This window comes from Paenibacillus sp. GM1FR, from assembly GCF_002803315.1.
Lineage (GTDB): Bacteria > Bacillota > Bacilli > Paenibacillales > Paenibacillaceae > Paenibacillus > Paenibacillus amylolyticus.
The window spans coordinates 1,231,127-1,248,424 of the sequence record NZ_MKZL01000011.1; the positions used below are offsets into that span (position 1 = coordinate 1,231,127).

A 17,298-nucleotide genomic window follows, 5' to 3' on the forward strand; every position below is an offset into this window, starting at 1 on the left:
TTTAATCTACACTTGTAGATCAATCAAAATATTACTTATAATACCAATATATAATCAAAATTTCTTTTATAGTAAGAATCAATATAGCGTTGGTATATAGTTAAACTACGATATGGAAGTGGTGTAGATGAAAATCATTGAAAAAAAGCTTGATTTAAGAGTTGCCCGGACTCATAAATTGTTAATTACGGCCTTTAGAGATCTGTTATCTGAGCAAGGCAAACTATTCAGCAATATCACGATTAATGAGATATGTGACAAAGCGATGGTTCACCGTACAACGTTTTACAAATATTTTGAGGATAAATTTGCGCTGTTGTCCGCTACCCTCACGTGGGTTCTTCAGGATTATTTACAAATGAGTATAGAAGATCGGCTTCGGCAGCCCTTGCAAAGCCTATCTAGATTCATGTTGGAGAATTTACTGGAGCCGATTGTTCAAAACCAGAAGAATGACAAGGGATTTACTGACTTTTTCGAAAACTATATCGGAGATATATCCAGAAGAGATTTTCTGGAATTAAAAAGAAGAGGTAAACCATTTTCACCTCCCATAGAACTCTTAGCCGAATATCATTCAGGGGTCATTAGTTTACTTGTGACGTGGTGGATATATCATCTTGAAGAAGATGTTACGGCAGAACAGATGGATGAGTATTACTATCAAATGGTTAACGAGAAAATCATGTTAGATTAGCATGAAGCTCACTCTACGCGACGTACCTAGCCAAGTTATCCAGCCTGACCTATTTTCACCACCAGAATAAGAAGGTATCTTATTGTTGAGATAAAATAAAAACCGATGGGCATTTTACTTATGTAAAGTCCCATCGGTTTCTTTAGTTTTAGGATAGTTCGGTTGAAGGCCACAGATGCTGTGAATCTAAAATATAAGTCGATAAAATTATGTCTACTGATCAAAAAAATGGGTTACTATGTAGCAAACTAGCAATGGTTGCTTACCAGAGGCCTATGAAGTAACAACCACCTATATTCATCTTACGAGTTATATTCATTGTAAGCATCTTCAGTCGTCTGCACGTTCTTCAGATACACGATCTGCCCTGACTCGTTCACACGCATAATATCTATACCCGCCTTCGCATACACCGTGCCATCTACTGCTTGCCCGCATACTGCCCAGTTAGTTCGATAACTGCCGTCGGGCTGAAGAACCCATGCATCCGACATATGTTTAATGTCTTTATTGTATTCATAAAAAGTCTTAATAACCACCTCGAATCCTGTACAACTGCTACCGTTTGAAACAATTTCAGCATTCTGCGTGAACAGGGATAACAAGTCCTTCATAGCCCGATCGTCAGTGCGAGATGCATCAAACAAGCGAAAATAATTATTTAACATCGTGATGTTTGCATCGGTGTTCAGAGAGTTGGTAGTATTGCCAGCGGTAAGGCCATAAATCTATCCTTTTCAAATTAAAAATTAATACTTGTTGATTACCAAAACTCTTCTTAAACTCTGAAGTACCAATTTCATTTCATTCGGGGTCATTGAACAGTGCATACGGTGGGCGTGACTAGGCGGAAAGTTGTGACTGTGAATGTCTTCTCTTCAGTGAAGAAATCTCGTTTGGTAGTGAAATGTAAAAACTTCATAAATTCCTTCGTTTTTATACGACTCCTTCTTCATTTGCGTCCTGTAGTATGTCTTACATCGGGATAACGAAGGAGCACAACGAATGAAGAAAACGATAATGTTAACCTTACTCATAGTCATTACGGCAGGAATGATCTGGTTCAACTGGGGGCTTGTTAGGACAGGTCAGAATCAGCCGGACTCTACATTTGGCACCAGCGGCTGGCAGGAAAATAGGCTTATTGCACATGCATTTGGTGGAGTTAACGGGGCTAGCTACACCAATTCTTATGAGGCGTTTATAACCAATTACAATAGAGGGTACCGTTTGTTCGAGGTTGATCTGGTGCAGACGACGGACGGGAAACTTGTAGCCAGACATGATTGGTCGCAGAAGCTACAGCCGGATTTGGCCACTCATCGCGGACGAAACGTAACAAAGCTTCAGTTTGCAAACTCGCTTATTATGGGAAGATTCCGCCCTCTTACCCTGCCGGACATACTGCAGATGATGAAGCAATATCCTGATTTTGACTTAATTGTGGATACGAAAGCAGGCAGCAAAGAGCAAATTCAGCAGCAGTTTGCGCATCTAGTCAATGAGGTTCGACGTACGGATCCTGCACTGCTCAACCGGATTATACCTGAAATTTTCAGCCCGGAAATGTATGACACGGTTATGGGAATCCACCCCTTTCCAAACAAAATATATTCACTTTACAAAACTGGCGCCTCCGCCGAAAGTATTGTAGAATTCGTAAGGGACAAACAACTGACAGCGGTCGCCATGCCTGTATACCGTGTGTATCTAAACCCCAATTTAGTTCCAACACTACATAAGTTTGGGGTAAAAAGCTATGTTCACACCGTCAACAGCAGACCGGTTATGCAGATTCTGTCCAGGTTCGGGGTGCATGGATTTTACACGGATCAGGAAAAATCACCAGAGGAGCTGATGCTTGCAGACGCTCCCCCCGGCCATGTTGAATTTTCGGGATACATGAGTTCCGGATTAGTAAATATAAGAAATATCGTGATGAAGGTGAGAAATAATGGCTATAAATAACATTCTTGTTGTAGACGATGAACCGGAAATTCGAGAAGCGCTCGTTATTTATTTGAAAAGCGAAGATGTGGATGTATTAACTGCCTCTAACGGATTGGAAGCGCTGGAAATTCTTGAACAAGAAACCATTCATCTTATTATCATGGACAACATGATGCCACAGCTCGATGGAATTAAAACGACATTTAAAATTCGTGAAAACAAAAATATACCGATCATTATGCTTTCCGCCAAGTCAGAAGATAGCGACAAGATTTTGGGACTCAACGTTGGGGCTGATGACTATATTACGAAGCCGTTCAATCCTCTAGAGCTGATCGCTAGAGTCCGATCTCAGCTGCGCCGGTTTACGAATTTAGGTTCCTTCCAGTCAAACGGGGATGAGCTCATTCAAGTAAGAGGACTCGTGCTGAACAAAAGCTCGAAGACTGTTGAGATAGATGGAGAGGACGTCAGATTGACCCCGAAAGAATACAAAATTTTGGAGCTGCTGATGGAGAACAAGGGCAGAGTTTTCTCAATCGAAGAGATTTATGAGCGCGTGTGGAATGAACTGATCTTCACTTCAGAGAATACGGTTGCCGTACATGTGAGAAACATTCGTGAAAAAATTGAAATCAATCCCAAAGACCCAAAATATTTAAAGGTGGTATGGGGAATTGGATACAAAATTGAGAAAAAATAAAGCCGATCGGAAGGTTCCAATTGACCTTATTGTCATCATTGTCGCCGCGATTTTATGGAGCCTCGTACTCATAAACAGGTATTCATACACGGGGTTGAGTCTGAGCTATTCAACTTCAAGTTACATCCAGACACTGCTTGCCATTATTATTCTTTGCCTGCTGGCAAGCAGACTGTTTCTTTATTTTAAGGCACCCCATAGTAGTCGTTCCTTCTGGCATGGCAGTCTGCTGATGGATTACTTTCATATTTGGAGAACCGGTCTTAGAGCCAGTTTACAAAACTGGAGACTAACGTTTGGCCTCATCATGATGCTTTTGCTAACCGCGATGGCCGGCATTTGTATTTGGCAGGCAGTCACATATTACGGACAGGGGTGGCTTCTACTTTATTTGTTGCTCTACGTGTTGTTCTTGGTTCCATATATACTTTCCAAGCTTAGAAGATTCATCGCCATTATCAACGGGAGCAAAGAGATTGCCGAAGGGAACATTCAGAACACAATTCAGGATACCGGCAAGGATGATCTATCCAAGCTTGCTGGTTATATTAACAATATGAAAGCCGGGTATCAAAGCGCGCTGGAGAATCAGATGAAGAGCGAACGGTTAAAAACAGAGCTGATTACCAACGTATCGCATGATTTGAAGACCCCACTTACTTCTATTATCAACTATGTTGATTTATTAAAAAAAGAAAATCTGTCTACAGAGACCACCCGATCCTATATTGAAACCCTGGACCGGAAGGCGCTACGGATGAAGCTGTTGATTGAAGACCTGTTCGAAATCTCAAAGATGGCCAGCGGTACAGTAGAGCTGGATATTGAGTACGTCGATGTCGCGACATTGTTGACACAGGCGATTGCCGAGTCCAACACCAGTATGGGACAAGCGTCGCCTGTGATTCGGGAGAGGATTGCGAAATTCCCGATCCATGCACATTTGGACGGCAATAAAATTTGGCGTGTATTCGAAAATTTAATTGGTAACGCGCAGAAATATTCGCTTCCGGGAACCAGAATCTATATTTATTTGGACGAGTCTGATGATCTGGTGCTATTCAAAATTCAAAATACTGCTGCTTATGAGATTGATTTTGCTGCGGAAGAGTTGTTCGAACGTTTCAAAAGAGCAGATGAATCCCGCCAGACAGAAGGCTCCGGCCTAGGGCTGTCCATTGTGAAAAGTATCGTTGAGCTGCACGGCGGGGAGATCAAAATAGAAATTCATGGTGATCAATTCAACGTTATTCTGCATTTGCCCAAGCAGCGCTTAATTTAAAAGTCCTAAAACTACGTTAACCCTCAATGCTCCTTTTCAGGAGTATGAGGGTTAACTTTTCATTTTTATCAGGTATTAAAGGTGAATCGTATGAATGGCTTACCAACATCGATTCCTAAATATTAGTCCAAAAGGCTGTAGATCTGAATGCTCTCCACCTTGGCATCCTTGATATGGAACGACATCACATCCACATAATTGGATGGCTCGTAACGGAAGTCATCCTCCTCATTAGGGGCTCCATCACCAAGCAGTTTCCCCTCAGGGTAGGCGTTTTTGAGTGTATCCAGGCTATCTCCTGCTTTAATGTTTCGCACTGTCGCGTACTTAGGATCTGTGATTTCGATATGAAAGATGGAGTCTTGTTTTCCCTCTGGTATACTGATTGTTTTAATCTCCAGACCAGGATACGTATAGACCTTTTCTGTAAAACCGATTAACGTATCCATGTTGGTTCCATCGTCGGCACTGTACGTATGAGATTTCAGGTTATCCGGTTTGCCCAGCATCTTTTCCATCTGATCTTCATTCGCTGTATCCGAAATCGCAATGGTGTGCTCATTATAGACAAAAGCAAGCTCCTTCAGCACCACATTACCTTCCTTCTCCATCGAACCTTCTTTAATAGCCTCAGTACCCTTTTCTTCCGAACTTTCGGAAGCAGGCGCAGGAGAATTGGTTGCTCCTTCGCCTTTGCTCTGTTCATTCGCTGTGTTCTGTCCGGTTGCTGGGGGCGTAGCATCATTGGACTGACAGCCCGCTAATGCCACCGTTAGTAGAGCACCTAGTACGATAACACCTGTTGCTTTGTTTATCAATTTCATCATGATCCCTCCATAAATGTGTGATTTGTTCTTATGAAGTGATTATAAATAAAACATTTGTTAGTCTCATAACAGAAATGTACCAATCTTGTAACGTTAATTATTTACCCGCGTGTTTCCGCACGGGGCAACACAATCGTAACGGTTGTTCCTTCCCCGATTTGACTTTCCATGTCAATATAACCATTAAACCGCTCGACAATCTCCTTGCAAATAGAAAGCCCAAGACCTGAACCGTTCGCTGTGCTAGCATTTTTGGCCCGGTAAAAACGTTCCTGCACTCGCTCCAGCTCCTCGCCCGAGATACCGATACCTTGATCACGTATCCGTATAACTACCTCGCTTGGCGTATGTTCCAAATTTAATTCGATCAGCGATGGACTGCCGGAATATTTGATGGCATTGTCCACAACGTTGGCGATTGCATGGGACATCAGCATTGGATTCACGTTGGCGTAAACTCTTGTTTTACCCTCATCATCCGGTTCTTCCTCCGCCTGACTAACTCTGATCTCTATCCCTTTATCCTTAGCCTTGGCACCCATACTCATTGCAACTTGCTGAATCAGTTCGTTCATCTCCGTTTTCTCGACTTCCAGTTCGTTAGAACCAGCCTTGTCGAATCGGGATAACAACAACAGTTCATTAATCAAACGTGTCAGCCGATCTGATTCCTGCAGCAGGTGAGCATAGATTTTTTGCAACTCCTTGTCCTCGTTCTCCCCTTCAACCAAGTACTGAGAGAAACCACGAATGGCTGCCAAGGGTGTTTTTAACTCGTGAGATACGTTGGAGACAAATTGTTTCTGGTACTGAATGTAATCATGAAGCTGCCGCCCCATGGAATCCAGTCCATCTGCCAGCATGCCCAGTTCATCCTTCCGGTTGAGATGAACTCTCCGAAACTCCTGTCTAGAGAAACTTTGCGCAGCGCTAAGCAACAGTTTAATCGGCTTGGTTGTGTTGCGGGCAATCCACAGGCTGGATAAGGTAATCAGCACAATAAATCCGCCTGCACCCGCAAACAGGATATAACGGATTTGATCCATAATCGCATAAAAGTAGGAAATGTCCTCCACGAACTCATACACATAAGCGTTCTCGTAGAATTGATCCTGAATGGGCGTCGCGAAATAAAGCAGATGATCTTCCGTTACGGTGTAGGCATAACTGCCGCTCAGGGCTTTCTCAATATTCTTTTCGAAAATAAGAGGTTTGCCATCATTAATGATGATGCCATCCACAGCCAAGCCCAGCAACTGCTTGGAGCTGTCATAGATACGTACTTCCTTGCCTGAAGCTTTCAGCTTCTCCAGAGCAAGTCTGACAATTTCCTTGGTCTGGGCCTCTCCTGAAGATGACCTATGCTGTGATAACACCTCACGGAAGGACAACTCGGACAGATCCGCCTTCTCCATCATCTGTTTCTCAATGGTAATGAAGCTGTAGTAATCGATGGCTTTATTCACCGCAAAAATGATGATGCCAAAGGACAGCACGGAGAAAAATAAATAATTCAGCAGTAACCGGGTTGCATACTTCAGGCCTCGCCACCTCCAAGTTGATAGCCAAATCCATAGATCGTCCTGACATACTTCGGTTCGTCGGCGTTATCCTCCAGCTTCTTCCGTAATCGCATGATGGTCATATCCACACTGCGACTGTCTCCCATAAAGTCATATCCCCATCCGATCTGCAGCAGCTCATCCCGGGTAAAGATTTTGTCTGGCCTTTTGAGTAACGTTTCCAGAATTTTAAACTCTTTGGCCGTTAAAGACACGGGTACACCGTTTTTCAGCACCCTGCGGCTTTCCAGATCAAATGTCAGTTCTTCATGAATGATGCGTGTAGATTTCACTTCTGTTCCTTCACTTGATTCCTCCTTGCTCTCGTTTCTTCTCAGAATGACCTTGATCCGAGCGAGCAATTCACGGTTGTCAAAGGGTTTGGTCATGTAATCTTCCGCCCCTAGCTCTAGTCCCAACACCTTGTCGATTACCTCGTTCTTGGCAGAGAGCATGATCACAGGAACGGCACGTTTCCCGGTGATTTCCTTGCACAGGTCATATCCGGAGCAGTCAGGCAGCATTAAATCAAGTACCACTATATCGGGTTGAAAAGAGTCGAGCAGCTGCAAGCCCGTTTTGCCGTCCTCTGCGGTCTGCACATCGTAGTTTTCTCGCCTTAGCACCAGCTCAATTAAATCTCGAATTGCGATTTCATCATCAATGATTAGGATTTTCTTCAACTGTACACCCCTATCTAGCCTTGTTTTCACCAGCTTCAATCAACTATTAACCCATCTTAGCACAGACACTTTAGATTCCTCCACCAACTGGAAGGTGAGGTATATTCCACTCAGCCCAACATAACTTGTAATAAACTCGAAGAAAGGAGAACAATCCATGGATCTGCTTTGGGTACTCATTGTTGGTGGACTTATTGGCTGGTTAAGCGGCAACTTGATTGGGCGGGACGTACCGGGCGGTGTACTTGGGAACATTATTGCGGGTTTTGCGGAGCCTTCCGAAGACGTTAACATAGAGAGGCGGAAACCGATCCCGTCGTTCATTAGTATGGGATAAACATAAAAGGACCGAAAGCATTCATCGATGGAAGATGAACACTTACGGTCCTTTTTTTATTTTTGTACCGATTTCATCCATTGTCGTGTTTTCGGAAGATTGGTTTTTGGCAGTTATCATCCCCTGAGCCAAAAGACACATCCACCATCCTCTTCATTTCTTTTCTAAAGTGCTTTGACTAGTTTGTTTTATCTAATTCAAGCCCGCCGTTTATCTTGCTTCTTATGTTTCGTCATGTTGTTCAGAAGATACTAAGCGATGAGCTGAGACAAGTTGTCCGGCGGCATCCTTACCCCAAACTGAAATTTGAACTTGTTGTTCTGCTAAACCGCTCGTTGTAAAGACAAATTCAAAAGAATTAAAATCTGCATAATAATTTTTGGTTAGGACTTGATTAGGATTTATAGAAACTAACTCAAGTACATATAGTGTTCTTGTTCCATTCAAATAATAACCTTGAATCAGGATATTCGAGCCATCGACTAAGTTGCGATTATCTATTTTGATCGTCAACTGTTGTGTCGGTCTTACATTATCTACAGGATTATTTTCTATCGGTCCGGTGGATAAAATCATTCTCTCTTACCCCTTCCCAACATCTATTGTGCATCATTATGACCTGAGGTTTTACCAGCTCTCAGCAACTCTAAATACCACATCAACTATATTTGAGCCTGCCCCACCAATATTTGATACAGCTAATGTTACGACCTGATTTTCAGGAAGCGTGAAGTCCAATAGTTCTGATGAAGCTAATATTCTGGCAACACCTGTTCCGCCTCCTGTAACACCTTGAAACACTACTTCTCCTCCGGTAATCGTTGTAGACGAATTGTTTACCAACAAAGCTGTTTCACTATCGGGAATGATCGTTGTAGCTGTTGGATAATTAATAAATGCTCCATCGAGAATTCCACCCACAAGTACTTGATAACTAAGATCTACGGATGAGATAATGTTTATTTCTTCTAGATCCACCTGAACAGAGTTCGTTCTAGCTGATCCCGAAGGGAAGATTGCTTTTCTTGTAAATGATAGTACGGGTGTTAGTGCTGATGTGAGATTGGTAACCCTCCTCCTTTCCGAAGTGACTCTAAAGGTGGGATTATATTTTCCGATAATACTATATTGTCTTCCTCCAACAAAAAGGGTATAGGTTTCGGCAGTTCCGTTATTATCAATTTGTGCTCTTATGGGAAGATTGGGGTCAATAAAACTCGTTTGACCTGTTGGGGAGAATCGGTGGACGGTAATTACCTCTTGCGCTAAAGTCGACGGATTAGGAATGACCACTCTAAATTCGATTACTCCATACCCATACCAAGTAAATACGATTTGAAATATATTCCCTTTAGATAGATTTAGTGTCGCTCCGCTTAATCCAGTACCATCCAATGGGTCCACATTCCATGAACTTTGAGGAAAAGTTGTATCGGAGCCTCCTCGCCGTATAGCCACGAATACATTTGTGCTATCCACTCCAAAAAAAGCCCCGTTCTGATCGTCAAAGAATCCCCATCTTCCAATCTGATTACCTATCGGCAGCATAGGTATTCGAACGCCGATTCCGGCTTCTCCTGCGAATCCTGGCTCGTATCTACCTCGTAATACACTTTCTAGAATGGCTGAATCTATTCCGTTAGTGGTATTGCTTAGATTAAATTCCGTTGCATCATTGGTAACCGTACCATCCCCAATGGTTGTAACGGAATCTCTTAGAATGGATAGACCATATGCAGATGTTAACTCCACAATTGGGGTTTTTTCCGATACAATTAGCTCATCGTATTGCGAACTTATATTGGGACCCACATTTGAGATTATAATATCCGACAAGTTAGTTCCTCCTTCGCAGGAAGGGAAAAGTGAATTCCCTCCTTCTCCTATTACTTTTTACCATTCTTCAGTAAGACTGAAGGTGGCCGTAACAGGATTAGTCCCCCCGCTTAAATTCGCTACGGCTAAAGTCACAATTTCAGAGTCAGGTAATTGGAAATCCAATAATGAAGCTGAAGCTGATATTCTGACACTTCCCGCAACTCCGGCTACTAAGCCTTGTAATAGGACTTGACCATCCGCAATTGTCGTTAGTGTGTTGTTAATTAGAAGAGCTGTTTCCGAAGTTGGAATATTAGTCGTTGCTGTTGGAAAGTTTACGAAGCCTCCATTAATCGTTCCGCCTAATATGATCTGATAATAAATATCATCAGTAGTTATAAGATCAATATTTTCTAATTTGACACTCACTGAATTTGCCCTACCTGAACCTGGCGGGAAGGATGTCTTTCTCTGGAAAGACAAAATTGGTGTGAGTGACCCTGTTGCAGTTACAGTTCTCCTTTCGGAAGTAACCCTGAAAACGGGATTATATTTACCCAATATACTGTATTGTCTTCCTCCAACGAATAAATTGAGTTCTGATTCTGTGCCATTATTAAAGATTTCCGCACGTAGCGGAAGATTAGGATCGGCCAGACTGGTTTGCCCATTGGGGGAAAAGCGATGAACGATAATTACTTCTTGTGCTAAAGTTGAAGGATCAGGGATGACGACTCTAAATTCGATTACTCCATACCCGTACCATGTAAATACGATTTGAAATATATTCCCTGTAGATAAACTAAGCGTTGCGCCACTCGGACCTGTTCCATCTAATTTATCCACATTCCAAGATGCTTGAGGAATAATAGTGTCAACACCTGCTCTTCTGATCGCTACAAATATTCCATTCACTACGCTCTGCCCAAAGAATAAGCCGTTCTGATCGTCAAAAGCGCCCCATCTGACCACTTGGGCCCCTGTCGGTGGAGCCGGCAATCGAACTCCTATTCCTATTTCTCCCGCTAAACCTGATTCATACCTTCCTCTCTCCGAGCTTTGAAGAATAGCAATGTCAGATCCGGATATAGTTGTAGTTAATTGAAATTCCGTATTATTACTTCCCACTGTAGCATCGCCCAATGTTAAAACAATGTCTCTTAGGTTGGATAAGCCATATACAGAAGTCAACTCAATAATCGGCGTTTTTTCGTTGGTTCTTAATTCGTTAAATTGAGAGCTGACATTTGGTCCTACTCCCACGATGGTCGCATTAGGCTCAATCGTACCTGGGGCTCCCGTCGCTCCTGTGACTCCTGTAGCCCCTGTAGCCCCAGTGGCTCCTATGGCTCCTGTAGCTCCCGTTGTTCCTGTGGGTCCTGTTACTTCATTTGCGCCTAGCAATTCTGAAGATACAATGCGATGGGGAATTACAAGTTGCCCCTCTACATTTTTTCCCCAAACCGAGATTCCCATCTGATCTTCTGCTAAACCGCTCGTTGTAAAGACAAATTCAAAAGCATTAAAGTTCCCATCATAATTCTTCGTTATTACTTCATTTGGATTCACATTAATGAGTTCGTTTACGTATAAGTTTCGAGCTCCGTCTAGATAATATCCTTGAATCAAGATATCGGCACTATTAATTAAATCTCGGTTATCCATTTTAATTGTCAGTTGCTGCGTTGGCCTTACACCACTGACCGGATTATTCTCAATCGGTCCGGTTGATAAAATAGCCATAAAATTTTATTCTCCTTTTTTCCAAAATGATTAGAGGTAGAAATATTCATCCACCTCCACCCCTTTGGTTTTAAACTAACAAAAATTTAGGCGCTCATCTTCCACTCCGCTACTGAACCTGAATAATCGAAACAGAACCATCTGTAAGTGTAGCTGTTGCCGATCCATTATAAAGAAAATCGATTGTAAGCGCAGTTGAAGTAGCATCAGCTAAAAACGTACCCGATACACTTACATTCGCATCTAAAGTTCCTGTAACTGCTCTCCCTGAAAACCGACTTTGAAATACGAGGTTAGTTCTTGGTGTGACCGTAACGTTCCCAACTACAGAACTCGTTGCTCTAAATGTATACGAAACCAAATAAATGTGGCCTATTGCCAGTACAAAGGTTGTACTTGTAGGATGCAATATGTTAGTGCCATTAATAAATACGGTCGTATACGAAATAGCTGTCGCATTTACAACAGAAGGTACACTAACATTAAATAACCCATTTTGTATTGTGGCATTTGCCCCGGTTGCACCTGTGCTCCCTGTGGCTCCAGTTGAGCCCGTTGCACCTGTTGCCCCACTTGTGCCTGTTTGCCCAGTCGCACCTGAGATCCCCGTTGCCCCAGTTATGCCCGTTGTGCCTGAGATGCCTGTGGCTCCGGTTACCCCCGTTGCACCTGTCCCTCCGGTTGCGCCTGAGATGCCTGTGGCTCCGGTTACACCGGTTGCCCCAGTCTCGCCGGTTGCGCCTGAGATGCCCGTGGCTCCGGTTACCCCCGTTGCCCCAGTCTCGCCGGTTACACCAGTGATGCCCGTGGCTCCAGTTATACCTGTTTCACCAGTCTCACCCGTTGCGCCCGTGATGCCCGTGGCTCCGGTTACCCCCGTTGCCCCAGTCTCGCCGGTTACACCAGTGATGCCCGTGGCTCCGGTTACACCGGTTGCCCCAGTCTCTCCGGTTGCACCCGTGATGCCCGTAGCTCCGGTTACGCCGGTTGCCCCAGTTTCCCCAGTAGCACCTGTGATCCCGGTTGCCCCGGTTACGCCGGTTGCCCCAGTTTCCCCAGTAGCACCTGTGATCCCGGTTGCCCCGGTTACGCCGGTTGCCCCAGTTTCCCCAGTAGCACCTGTGATCCCGGTTGCTCCCGTTACGCCGGTTGCCCCAGTTTCCCCAGTAGCACCTGTGATCCCGGTTGCCCCGGTTACGCCGGTTGCACCTGAGATGCCTGTGGCTCCGGTTACACCCGTTGCACCTGTTTCGCCGGTTGCACCTGAGATGCCCGTAGCTCCAGTTACGCCCGTTGCACCTGTTACACCGGTTGCACCTGTGTTCCCTGTGGCACCAGTTATGCCCGTGGCGCCTGTCTCTCCGGTTGTACCTGTGATGCCTGTAGCCCCAGTTACGCCGGTTGCCCCTGTCTCTCCGGTAGTACCTGTGATGCCCGTAGCTCCGGTTACGCCCGTGGCCCCAGTCTCTCCGGTTGCACCCGTGATGCCTGTAGCCCCAGTTACGCCCGTGGCCCCTGTCTCTCCGGTAGTACCTGTGATGCCCGTAGCTCCGGTTACGCCCGTGGCCCCAGTCTCGCCGGTTGCACCCGTGATGCCCGTATCTCCGGTTACGCCGGTTGCACCTGTGTTCCCCGTGGCCCCAGTTACGCCCGTTGTGCCTGTATCACCCGTGGCTCCTCCAGCGGGGCCAGTAATCCCTGTGGCTCCAGTTACGCCAGTTGCACCTGTTTCACCGGTTGTGCCTGTGGTACCCGTAGCTCCAGTTACGCCCGTGGCTCCTGTTTCACCGGTTGGACCTGTGGTACCCGTAGCTCCAGTTACGCCCGTTGCACCTGTCTCTCCAGTTGTACCTGTGATGCCTGTGGCTCCACTTGCACCCGTTGGACCTGTTGCACCTGTTGCACCTGTTGTCCCTGTCTCCCCGGTTGCACCTGTGGTCCCCATAGCTCCAGTTACGCCCGTTGCTCCAGTTACGCCCGTGGCTCCTCCAGCGGGGCCAGTAATCCCTGTGGCTCCAGTTACGCCAGTTGCACCTGTTTCACCGGTTGTGCCTGTGTTCCCCGTAGCTCCAGTTACGCCCGTTGCCCCAGTCTCACCGGTTACGCCTGTGGCTCCATTGGCTTCTAACAATTCTGAAGATACGATACGGTGAGGCGTTACGAGCTGTCCCGTGGAGTTTTTTCCCCAAACTGAAATTTCTACTTGTTGTTCTGCTAAACCGCTCGTTGTAAAGACAAATTCAAATACGTCTAGGTTTGCAAAATAATCTTTTTTTATGGCTTGATTTGGATTTACGCTAATTAATTCGAGTATATATTCCGTTCTAGTCCCGTTTAGGTAATAACCCTGAATTAAAACAATTGCATTCGTAACCGTATTTCTATTATCAATATTAATGGTCAACTGTTGTGTTGGTCTCAAGCCACTAACGGGATTATTCTCGATCGGTCCAGTTGATAAAATGGCCAATTATTCCCCCCCTTTCTTTACGTTTTCAGGAACAGGTGAGAAATCTGCATTCCTTATATCCTAATCCTTTTCTAACTCCTATAGACCGACAATTTCAGCGGCTTGGTCATCCTCCTTCTCTATGCCACATATTCACATCCATTCATGGTGTACTTTTATTTTTTCATTAAAGTGAATTACTTGACTCTGGAAAGCACTTGTACCTTTTCTTTACAACAAAAAAAGCCGCTAAAATAGCGACTTTAAAGGGTATTCGTTCTTTTACATCGACCTGAACCGTTCGCTGTGCTTGCATTTTTCGCCCGGTAAAAACGTTCCTGCACTCTCTCCAGCTCATCGCTCGCGATACCGATACCTTGATCACGTATCCGTAGAACTATCTCGCTTGTCGTATGTTTCAACTTCAATTCGATTAGCGATGGACTGCCTGAATATTTGATGGCATTGTCCACAAGGTTGGCGATCGCATGGGACATCAGCATTGGATTCACGTTGGCGTGGACTTTCGTCAGAAGCTTATCCTCGGAATTCGCTTCATCCTCCCTGAACATAATCTCGATTCCTTTATCTTTGGCCTTGGCACCCATACTCGTTGCGACTTGCTGAATCAGTTCGTTCATTTCTGTCTTCTCGACTTCCAGTTCGTTAGAACCAGCCTTGTCGAATCGGGATAGCAACAACAGTTCATTAATCAAACGTGTCAGCCGATCCGATTCCTGCACGATTATGCGAATAATGCTAACAATGAGATTGTGCAGCTGCGTAATGATTTAATGAAATTTTTAAGTCAAAATGATATCAAATCGGAAATACATGTTCAGTAATTTTTCTGCAGGGCTGATTAGAGCAGTCTCTATGAAAGCATCAAATCAAGCACCACCAGATCCGGCCCAAAAGTATCCAGCAGCTGCAAGGCTATTTTACCGTTCTCAGCCGTTTTGAACGACGTAGTTTTCTCTTCTCAGTACAAGCTCAATTAAATCTCTGATTGCGATTTCATCGTATATTCCAATCAGCCCAACATAACTTGTAATACTCGAAGAAAGGAGAACAATCCATGGATCTGCTCTGGGTACTCATTGTTGGTGGATTTATTGGCTGTTTAAGCGGCAACTTGATTGGGCGGGACGTACCGGGCGGTGTACTCGGGAACATTATTGCGGGTTTTGCGGAGCCTTCCGAAGACGTTAACATAGAGAGGCGGAAACCGATCCCGTCGTTCATTAGTACAGGATAAACATAAAAGGACCGAAAGCATTCATCGATGGAAGATGAACACTTACGGTCCTTTTTTAAAATGTAATGACGATTTTACCTACAGCGTGGTGAGTTTCACTCAAAGCATGTGCATCATAAATCCCCTGTCTACTAAACGGGAATGTTGCCCCTACAATTGACTTTATCTTGTTCTCTTCCATCAGATCTGCCATTCTCTGCAATTGATCACCATCTGGCTGTAGCCAAATCCCCTTTGCTAATACATTGTGAGACTTAGCAGTATCATGATTGGGTTCACCAACAATGGTAATCAGTCTTCCGGTATTTGGCTTAAGCACCTTATAGCTATTCTCAGCTACTTCTCCACCCATCGTGTCAAACACTAAATCTATATCTTTTAGAATTTCTTCAAAATTTTCCTTTTTGTAATCAATCACCTGATCAGCACCTAACGAATAAAGAAGTTCATGATTTTTTTCACTTGCTGTTGTAATAACATGAGCGCCGGCATGCTTTGCTAATTGAATGGCATACATACCTACACCACCAGCTCCAGCGTGAATAAGTACAGTTTCACCTTCTTTTAGATCGCCATGAGTAAACAGTACCTGCCATGCTGTTAAACCAGCCAAAGGTACAGCCGCAGCCTCCTCATATGAGATTGAATCAGGTAGTTTTGCCAGAAGGTGCTCATCAACTGCTGTATATTCAGCATACGAACCGAATCGTGTTGTATCAGGACGACTGAATACTCGATCTCCAACTTTCCATTTTCTAACGTTTGAACCAATTTCAGTTATGACCCCAGCTACATCCCAGCCTAAGATAATAGGAAATTCCCAATCATACATTTCTTTTAAGTAACCCTCTCTTAATTTCCAATCGATTGGATTAATGGATGTAGCCTCTAATTTTACAACCACTTGATTGGCTTCTGCCCTCGGTTTATTCACTTCCTGCTCAACTAACTCTTCTTTACTTCCATATTGATTAATCACAACTGCTTTCATTTTTGTATCACTCCTCTAAGCTAATATCCTTTTACATGTTATTCCCGATTATTTATTTGTATCTAGTCACTGGGGTTCATGCATATGATCCTTACTCATTTTTAAACAACCAGGATAAAATTATGCAAAAGTTAAGTTAGAATTGTCGGAAATGTTGCTTTTATTGTTATAATTTTACATAAAAAAACTATTGAAATGGACTTAGTTTTCGTTTATATTTGACTTATCAACAATTGACTAGTCAAACATTGATGGATCAACTAAATATAAAGGGAGAGTAACTATTATGAAACCATACCAACAAACAAACGATTTTAACGAAATTATTTATGGACGCCGTTCCATTAAGACATACGATTCATCCGTAAAAATCAGCAGGGAAGAAATGACTCAAATCATCAATGAAGCTAGCACTGCCCCTTCCTCCATCAACATGCAGCCTTGGCGCTTCCTTGTGGTGGATACTCCAGAGGGAAAAGAAAAACTCGTCCCACTGTCCCGCTTTAACAAAGAAAAAGTCGCTCAAGCTTCTGCTGTCATTGCTGTGTTTGCAGACAAAAACAATTTCGATTATGCAGAAAACATCTATGGAAAAGCTGTTGAGCATGGCTTAATGCCACAAGATGTTAAGGACTTTCAGTTGAAGGCATTCAAACCGATCTATAACAACATGTCCGATGCTGAAATGAACGATGTCATTATGCTTGACGCCGGTCTGGTTTCCATGCAATTGATGCTGGTTGCCCGTGCACATGGGTATGACACCAATCCAGTCGGCGGTTATGAAAAAGATCAAATAGCCGAAGTGTTTGGCTTGGATAAAGAACGCTATGTACCAGTCATGCTACTGACAATTGGAAAAGCTGCAAGCGAGGGATACACCTCCTACCGTATGCCAGCCGAAAAGACCACGTTTTGGGCATGATTCAAAGCGATAGTGCGAGCAGTCTCCACATTGTGATATAGTTGCCTTTAGTTGCTGAATGTCTTGGAAGGAA

15 protein-coding genes and 2 pseudogenes are annotated in these 17,298 nt (G+C 44.0%); 7 read left to right on the forward strand and 10 right to left on the reverse strand.

Annotated elements, in window-relative coordinates:
* The first annotated feature begins 127 nt into the window (after nt 1-127).
* Nucleotides 128-697 carry a TetR/AcrR family transcriptional regulator gene (locus tag PAEAM_RS11235; RefSeq protein ID WP_100527545.1) on the forward strand — a complete coding sequence of 190 codons (570 nt, stop codon included), beginning with the start codon at nt 128-130 and terminating at the stop codon, nt 695-697.
* 302 nt (nt 698-999) lie between these two features.
* On the opposite strand, the gene PAEAM_RS11240 is transcribed toward PAEAM_RS11235, so the two are convergent.
* On the reverse strand, nt 1,000-1,365 hold the full coding sequence (locus tag PAEAM_RS11240; RefSeq protein ID WP_235193835.1) for a nuclear transport factor 2 family protein: 366 nt from the start codon (nt 1,363-1,365) through the stop codon (nt 1,000-1,002).
* A 337-nt stretch (nt 1,366-1,702) separates the two neighbouring features.
* On the opposite strand from PAEAM_RS11240, the gene PAEAM_RS11245 reads away from it, so the two are divergent.
* From PAEAM_RS11245 to PAEAM_RS11255, 3 genes are read left to right on the forward strand one after another with little or no spacing between them, the layout of a single operon-like run.
* Nucleotides 1,703-2,665 (forward strand): phosphatidylinositol-specific phospholipase C/glycerophosphodiester phosphodiesterase family protein, encoded by a 963-nt coding sequence (locus PAEAM_RS11245; protein WP_100527546.1) that lies wholly within the window; start codon nt 1,703-1,705, stop codon nt 2,663-2,665.
* Nucleotides 2,652-3,350, forward strand: a complete 699-nt coding sequence (locus tag PAEAM_RS11250; protein ID WP_036613934.1) for a response regulator transcription factor — start codon at nt 2,652-2,654, stop codon at nt 3,348-3,350. The genes PAEAM_RS11245 and PAEAM_RS11250 overlap by 14 nt, the downstream gene beginning before the upstream one ends.
* Complete coding sequence (locus PAEAM_RS11255; protein ID WP_207765562.1) at nt 3,337-4,632, forward strand: sensor histidine kinase; 1,296 nt, start codon at nt 3,337-3,339, stop codon at nt 4,630-4,632. Before PAEAM_RS11250 ends, PAEAM_RS11255 begins: the two co-directional genes overlap by 14 nt.
* A gap of 122 nt (nt 4,633-4,754) precedes the next feature.
* Here the strand turns inward: PAEAM_RS11255 and PAEAM_RS11260 are convergent, their stop codons facing one another.
* The 3 genes from PAEAM_RS11260 to PAEAM_RS11270 form a co-directional block, all read right to left on the reverse strand.
* Nucleotides 4,755-5,459, reverse strand: coding sequence for a hypothetical protein (locus PAEAM_RS11260; protein WP_243391303.1), 705 nt, complete (start codon nt 5,457-5,459; stop codon nt 4,755-4,757).
* Between the two features lie 101 nt (nt 5,460-5,560).
* Nucleotides 5,561-6,925: a sensor histidine kinase gene (locus PAEAM_RS11265; RefSeq protein WP_243391304.1), complete on the reverse strand. Its 1,365-nt coding sequence runs from the start codon at nt 6,923-6,925 to the stop codon at nt 5,561-5,563.
* 71 nt (nt 6,926-6,996) lie between these two features.
* A complete protein-coding gene (locus PAEAM_RS11270; protein ID WP_100527549.1) occupies nt 6,997-7,704 on the reverse strand; it encodes a response regulator transcription factor in 708 nt (235 codons plus the stop codon).
* Nucleotides 7,705-7,861: 157 nt separating this feature from the next.
* Here PAEAM_RS11270 and PAEAM_RS11275 point away from each other — a divergent pair.
* Nucleotides 7,862-7,972, forward strand: a pseudogene (locus PAEAM_RS11275) (GlsB/YeaQ/YmgE family stress response membrane protein); the annotation flags it as partial.
* 291 nt (nt 7,973-8,263) lie between these two features.
* On the opposite strand, the gene PAEAM_RS11280 reads toward PAEAM_RS11275, so the two are convergent.
* The 5 genes from PAEAM_RS11280 to PAEAM_RS11300 form a co-directional block, all read right to left on the reverse strand.
* Nucleotides 8,264-8,617, reverse strand: a complete 354-nt coding sequence (locus PAEAM_RS11280; RefSeq protein WP_076250592.1) for a hypothetical protein — start codon at nt 8,615-8,617, stop codon at nt 8,264-8,266.
* Nucleotides 8,618-8,668: 51 nt separating this feature from the next.
* The gene (locus PAEAM_RS11285; protein WP_100527550.1) at nt 8,669-9,877 is read right to left on the reverse strand and encodes a hypothetical protein; all 1,209 of its coding nucleotides are present in this window, start codon (nt 9,875-9,877) and stop codon (nt 8,669-8,671) included.
* Between the two features lie 57 nt (nt 9,878-9,934).
* The gene (locus PAEAM_RS32270; RefSeq protein ID WP_243391305.1) at nt 9,935-11,602 is read right to left on the reverse strand and encodes a hypothetical protein; all 1,668 of its coding nucleotides are present in this window, start codon (nt 11,600-11,602) and stop codon (nt 9,935-9,937) included.
* Between the two features lie 109 nt (nt 11,603-11,711).
* Nucleotides 11,712-14,072: a beta strand repeat-containing protein gene (locus tag PAEAM_RS11295; protein WP_100527551.1), complete on the reverse strand. Its 2,361-nt coding sequence runs from the start codon at nt 14,070-14,072 to the stop codon at nt 11,712-11,714.
* A 242-nt stretch (nt 14,073-14,314) separates the two neighbouring features.
* Nucleotides 14,315-14,794, reverse strand: a complete 480-nt coding sequence (locus PAEAM_RS11300) for a sensor histidine kinase (protein WP_243391306.1) — start codon at nt 14,792-14,794, stop codon at nt 14,315-14,317.
* A 335-nt stretch (nt 14,795-15,129) separates the two neighbouring features.
* Here PAEAM_RS11300 and PAEAM_RS11310 point away from each other — a divergent pair.
* Nucleotides 15,130-15,240 (forward strand): annotated as a pseudogene (locus tag PAEAM_RS11310) (GlsB/YeaQ/YmgE family stress response membrane protein); the annotation flags it as partial.
* A 124-nt stretch (nt 15,241-15,364) separates the two neighbouring features.
* Here PAEAM_RS11310 and PAEAM_RS11315 read toward each other — a convergent pair.
* Nucleotides 15,365-16,300, reverse strand: coding sequence for an NADP-dependent oxidoreductase (locus tag PAEAM_RS11315; protein WP_100527552.1), 936 nt, complete (start codon nt 16,298-16,300; stop codon nt 15,365-15,367).
* A gap of 286 nt (nt 16,301-16,586) precedes the next feature.
* Between PAEAM_RS11315 and PAEAM_RS11320 the strand changes: the two genes are divergently transcribed.
* Complete coding sequence (locus tag PAEAM_RS11320) at nt 16,587-17,225, forward strand: nitroreductase family protein (RefSeq protein ID WP_100527553.1); 639 nt, start codon at nt 16,587-16,589, stop codon at nt 17,223-17,225.
* Nucleotides 17,226-17,298 lie beyond the last annotated feature (73 nt).

What these genes read in the sequence shown, in the direction of transcription:
- PAEAM_RS11235 (WP_100527545.1), top strand. Translation starts at nt 128, where the DNA reads ATGAAAATCATTGAAAAAAAGCTTGATTTAAGAGTTGCCCGGACTCAT.
- PAEAM_RS11240 (WP_235193835.1), bottom strand. Translation starts at nt 1,365, where the DNA reads ATGTTAAATAATTATTTTCGCTTGTTTGATGCATCTCGCACTGACGAT.
- PAEAM_RS11245 (WP_100527546.1), top strand. Translation starts at nt 1,703, where the DNA reads ATGAAGAAAACGATAATGTTAACCTTACTCATAGTCATTACGGCAGGA.
- PAEAM_RS11250 (WP_036613934.1), top strand. Translation starts at nt 2,652, where the DNA reads ATGGCTATAAATAACATTCTTGTTGTAGACGATGAACCGGAAATTCGA.
- PAEAM_RS11260 (WP_243391303.1), bottom strand. Translation starts at nt 5,459, where the DNA reads ATGATGAAATTGATAAACAAAGCAACAGGTGTTATCGTACTAGGTGCT.
- PAEAM_RS11280 (WP_076250592.1), bottom strand. Translation starts at nt 8,617, where the DNA reads ATGATTTTATCCACCGGACCGATAGAAAATAATCCTGTAGATAATGTA.
- PAEAM_RS32270 (WP_243391305.1), bottom strand. Translation starts at nt 11,602, where the DNA reads ATGGCTATTTTATCAACCGGACCGATTGAGAATAATCCGGTCAGTGGT.
- PAEAM_RS11315 (WP_100527552.1), bottom strand. Translation starts at nt 16,300, where the DNA reads ATGAAAGCAGTTGTGATTAATCAATATGGAAGTAAAGAAGAGTTAGTT.
- PAEAM_RS11320 (WP_100527553.1), top strand. Translation starts at nt 16,587, where the DNA reads ATGAAACCATACCAACAAACAAACGATTTTAACGAAATTATTTATGGA.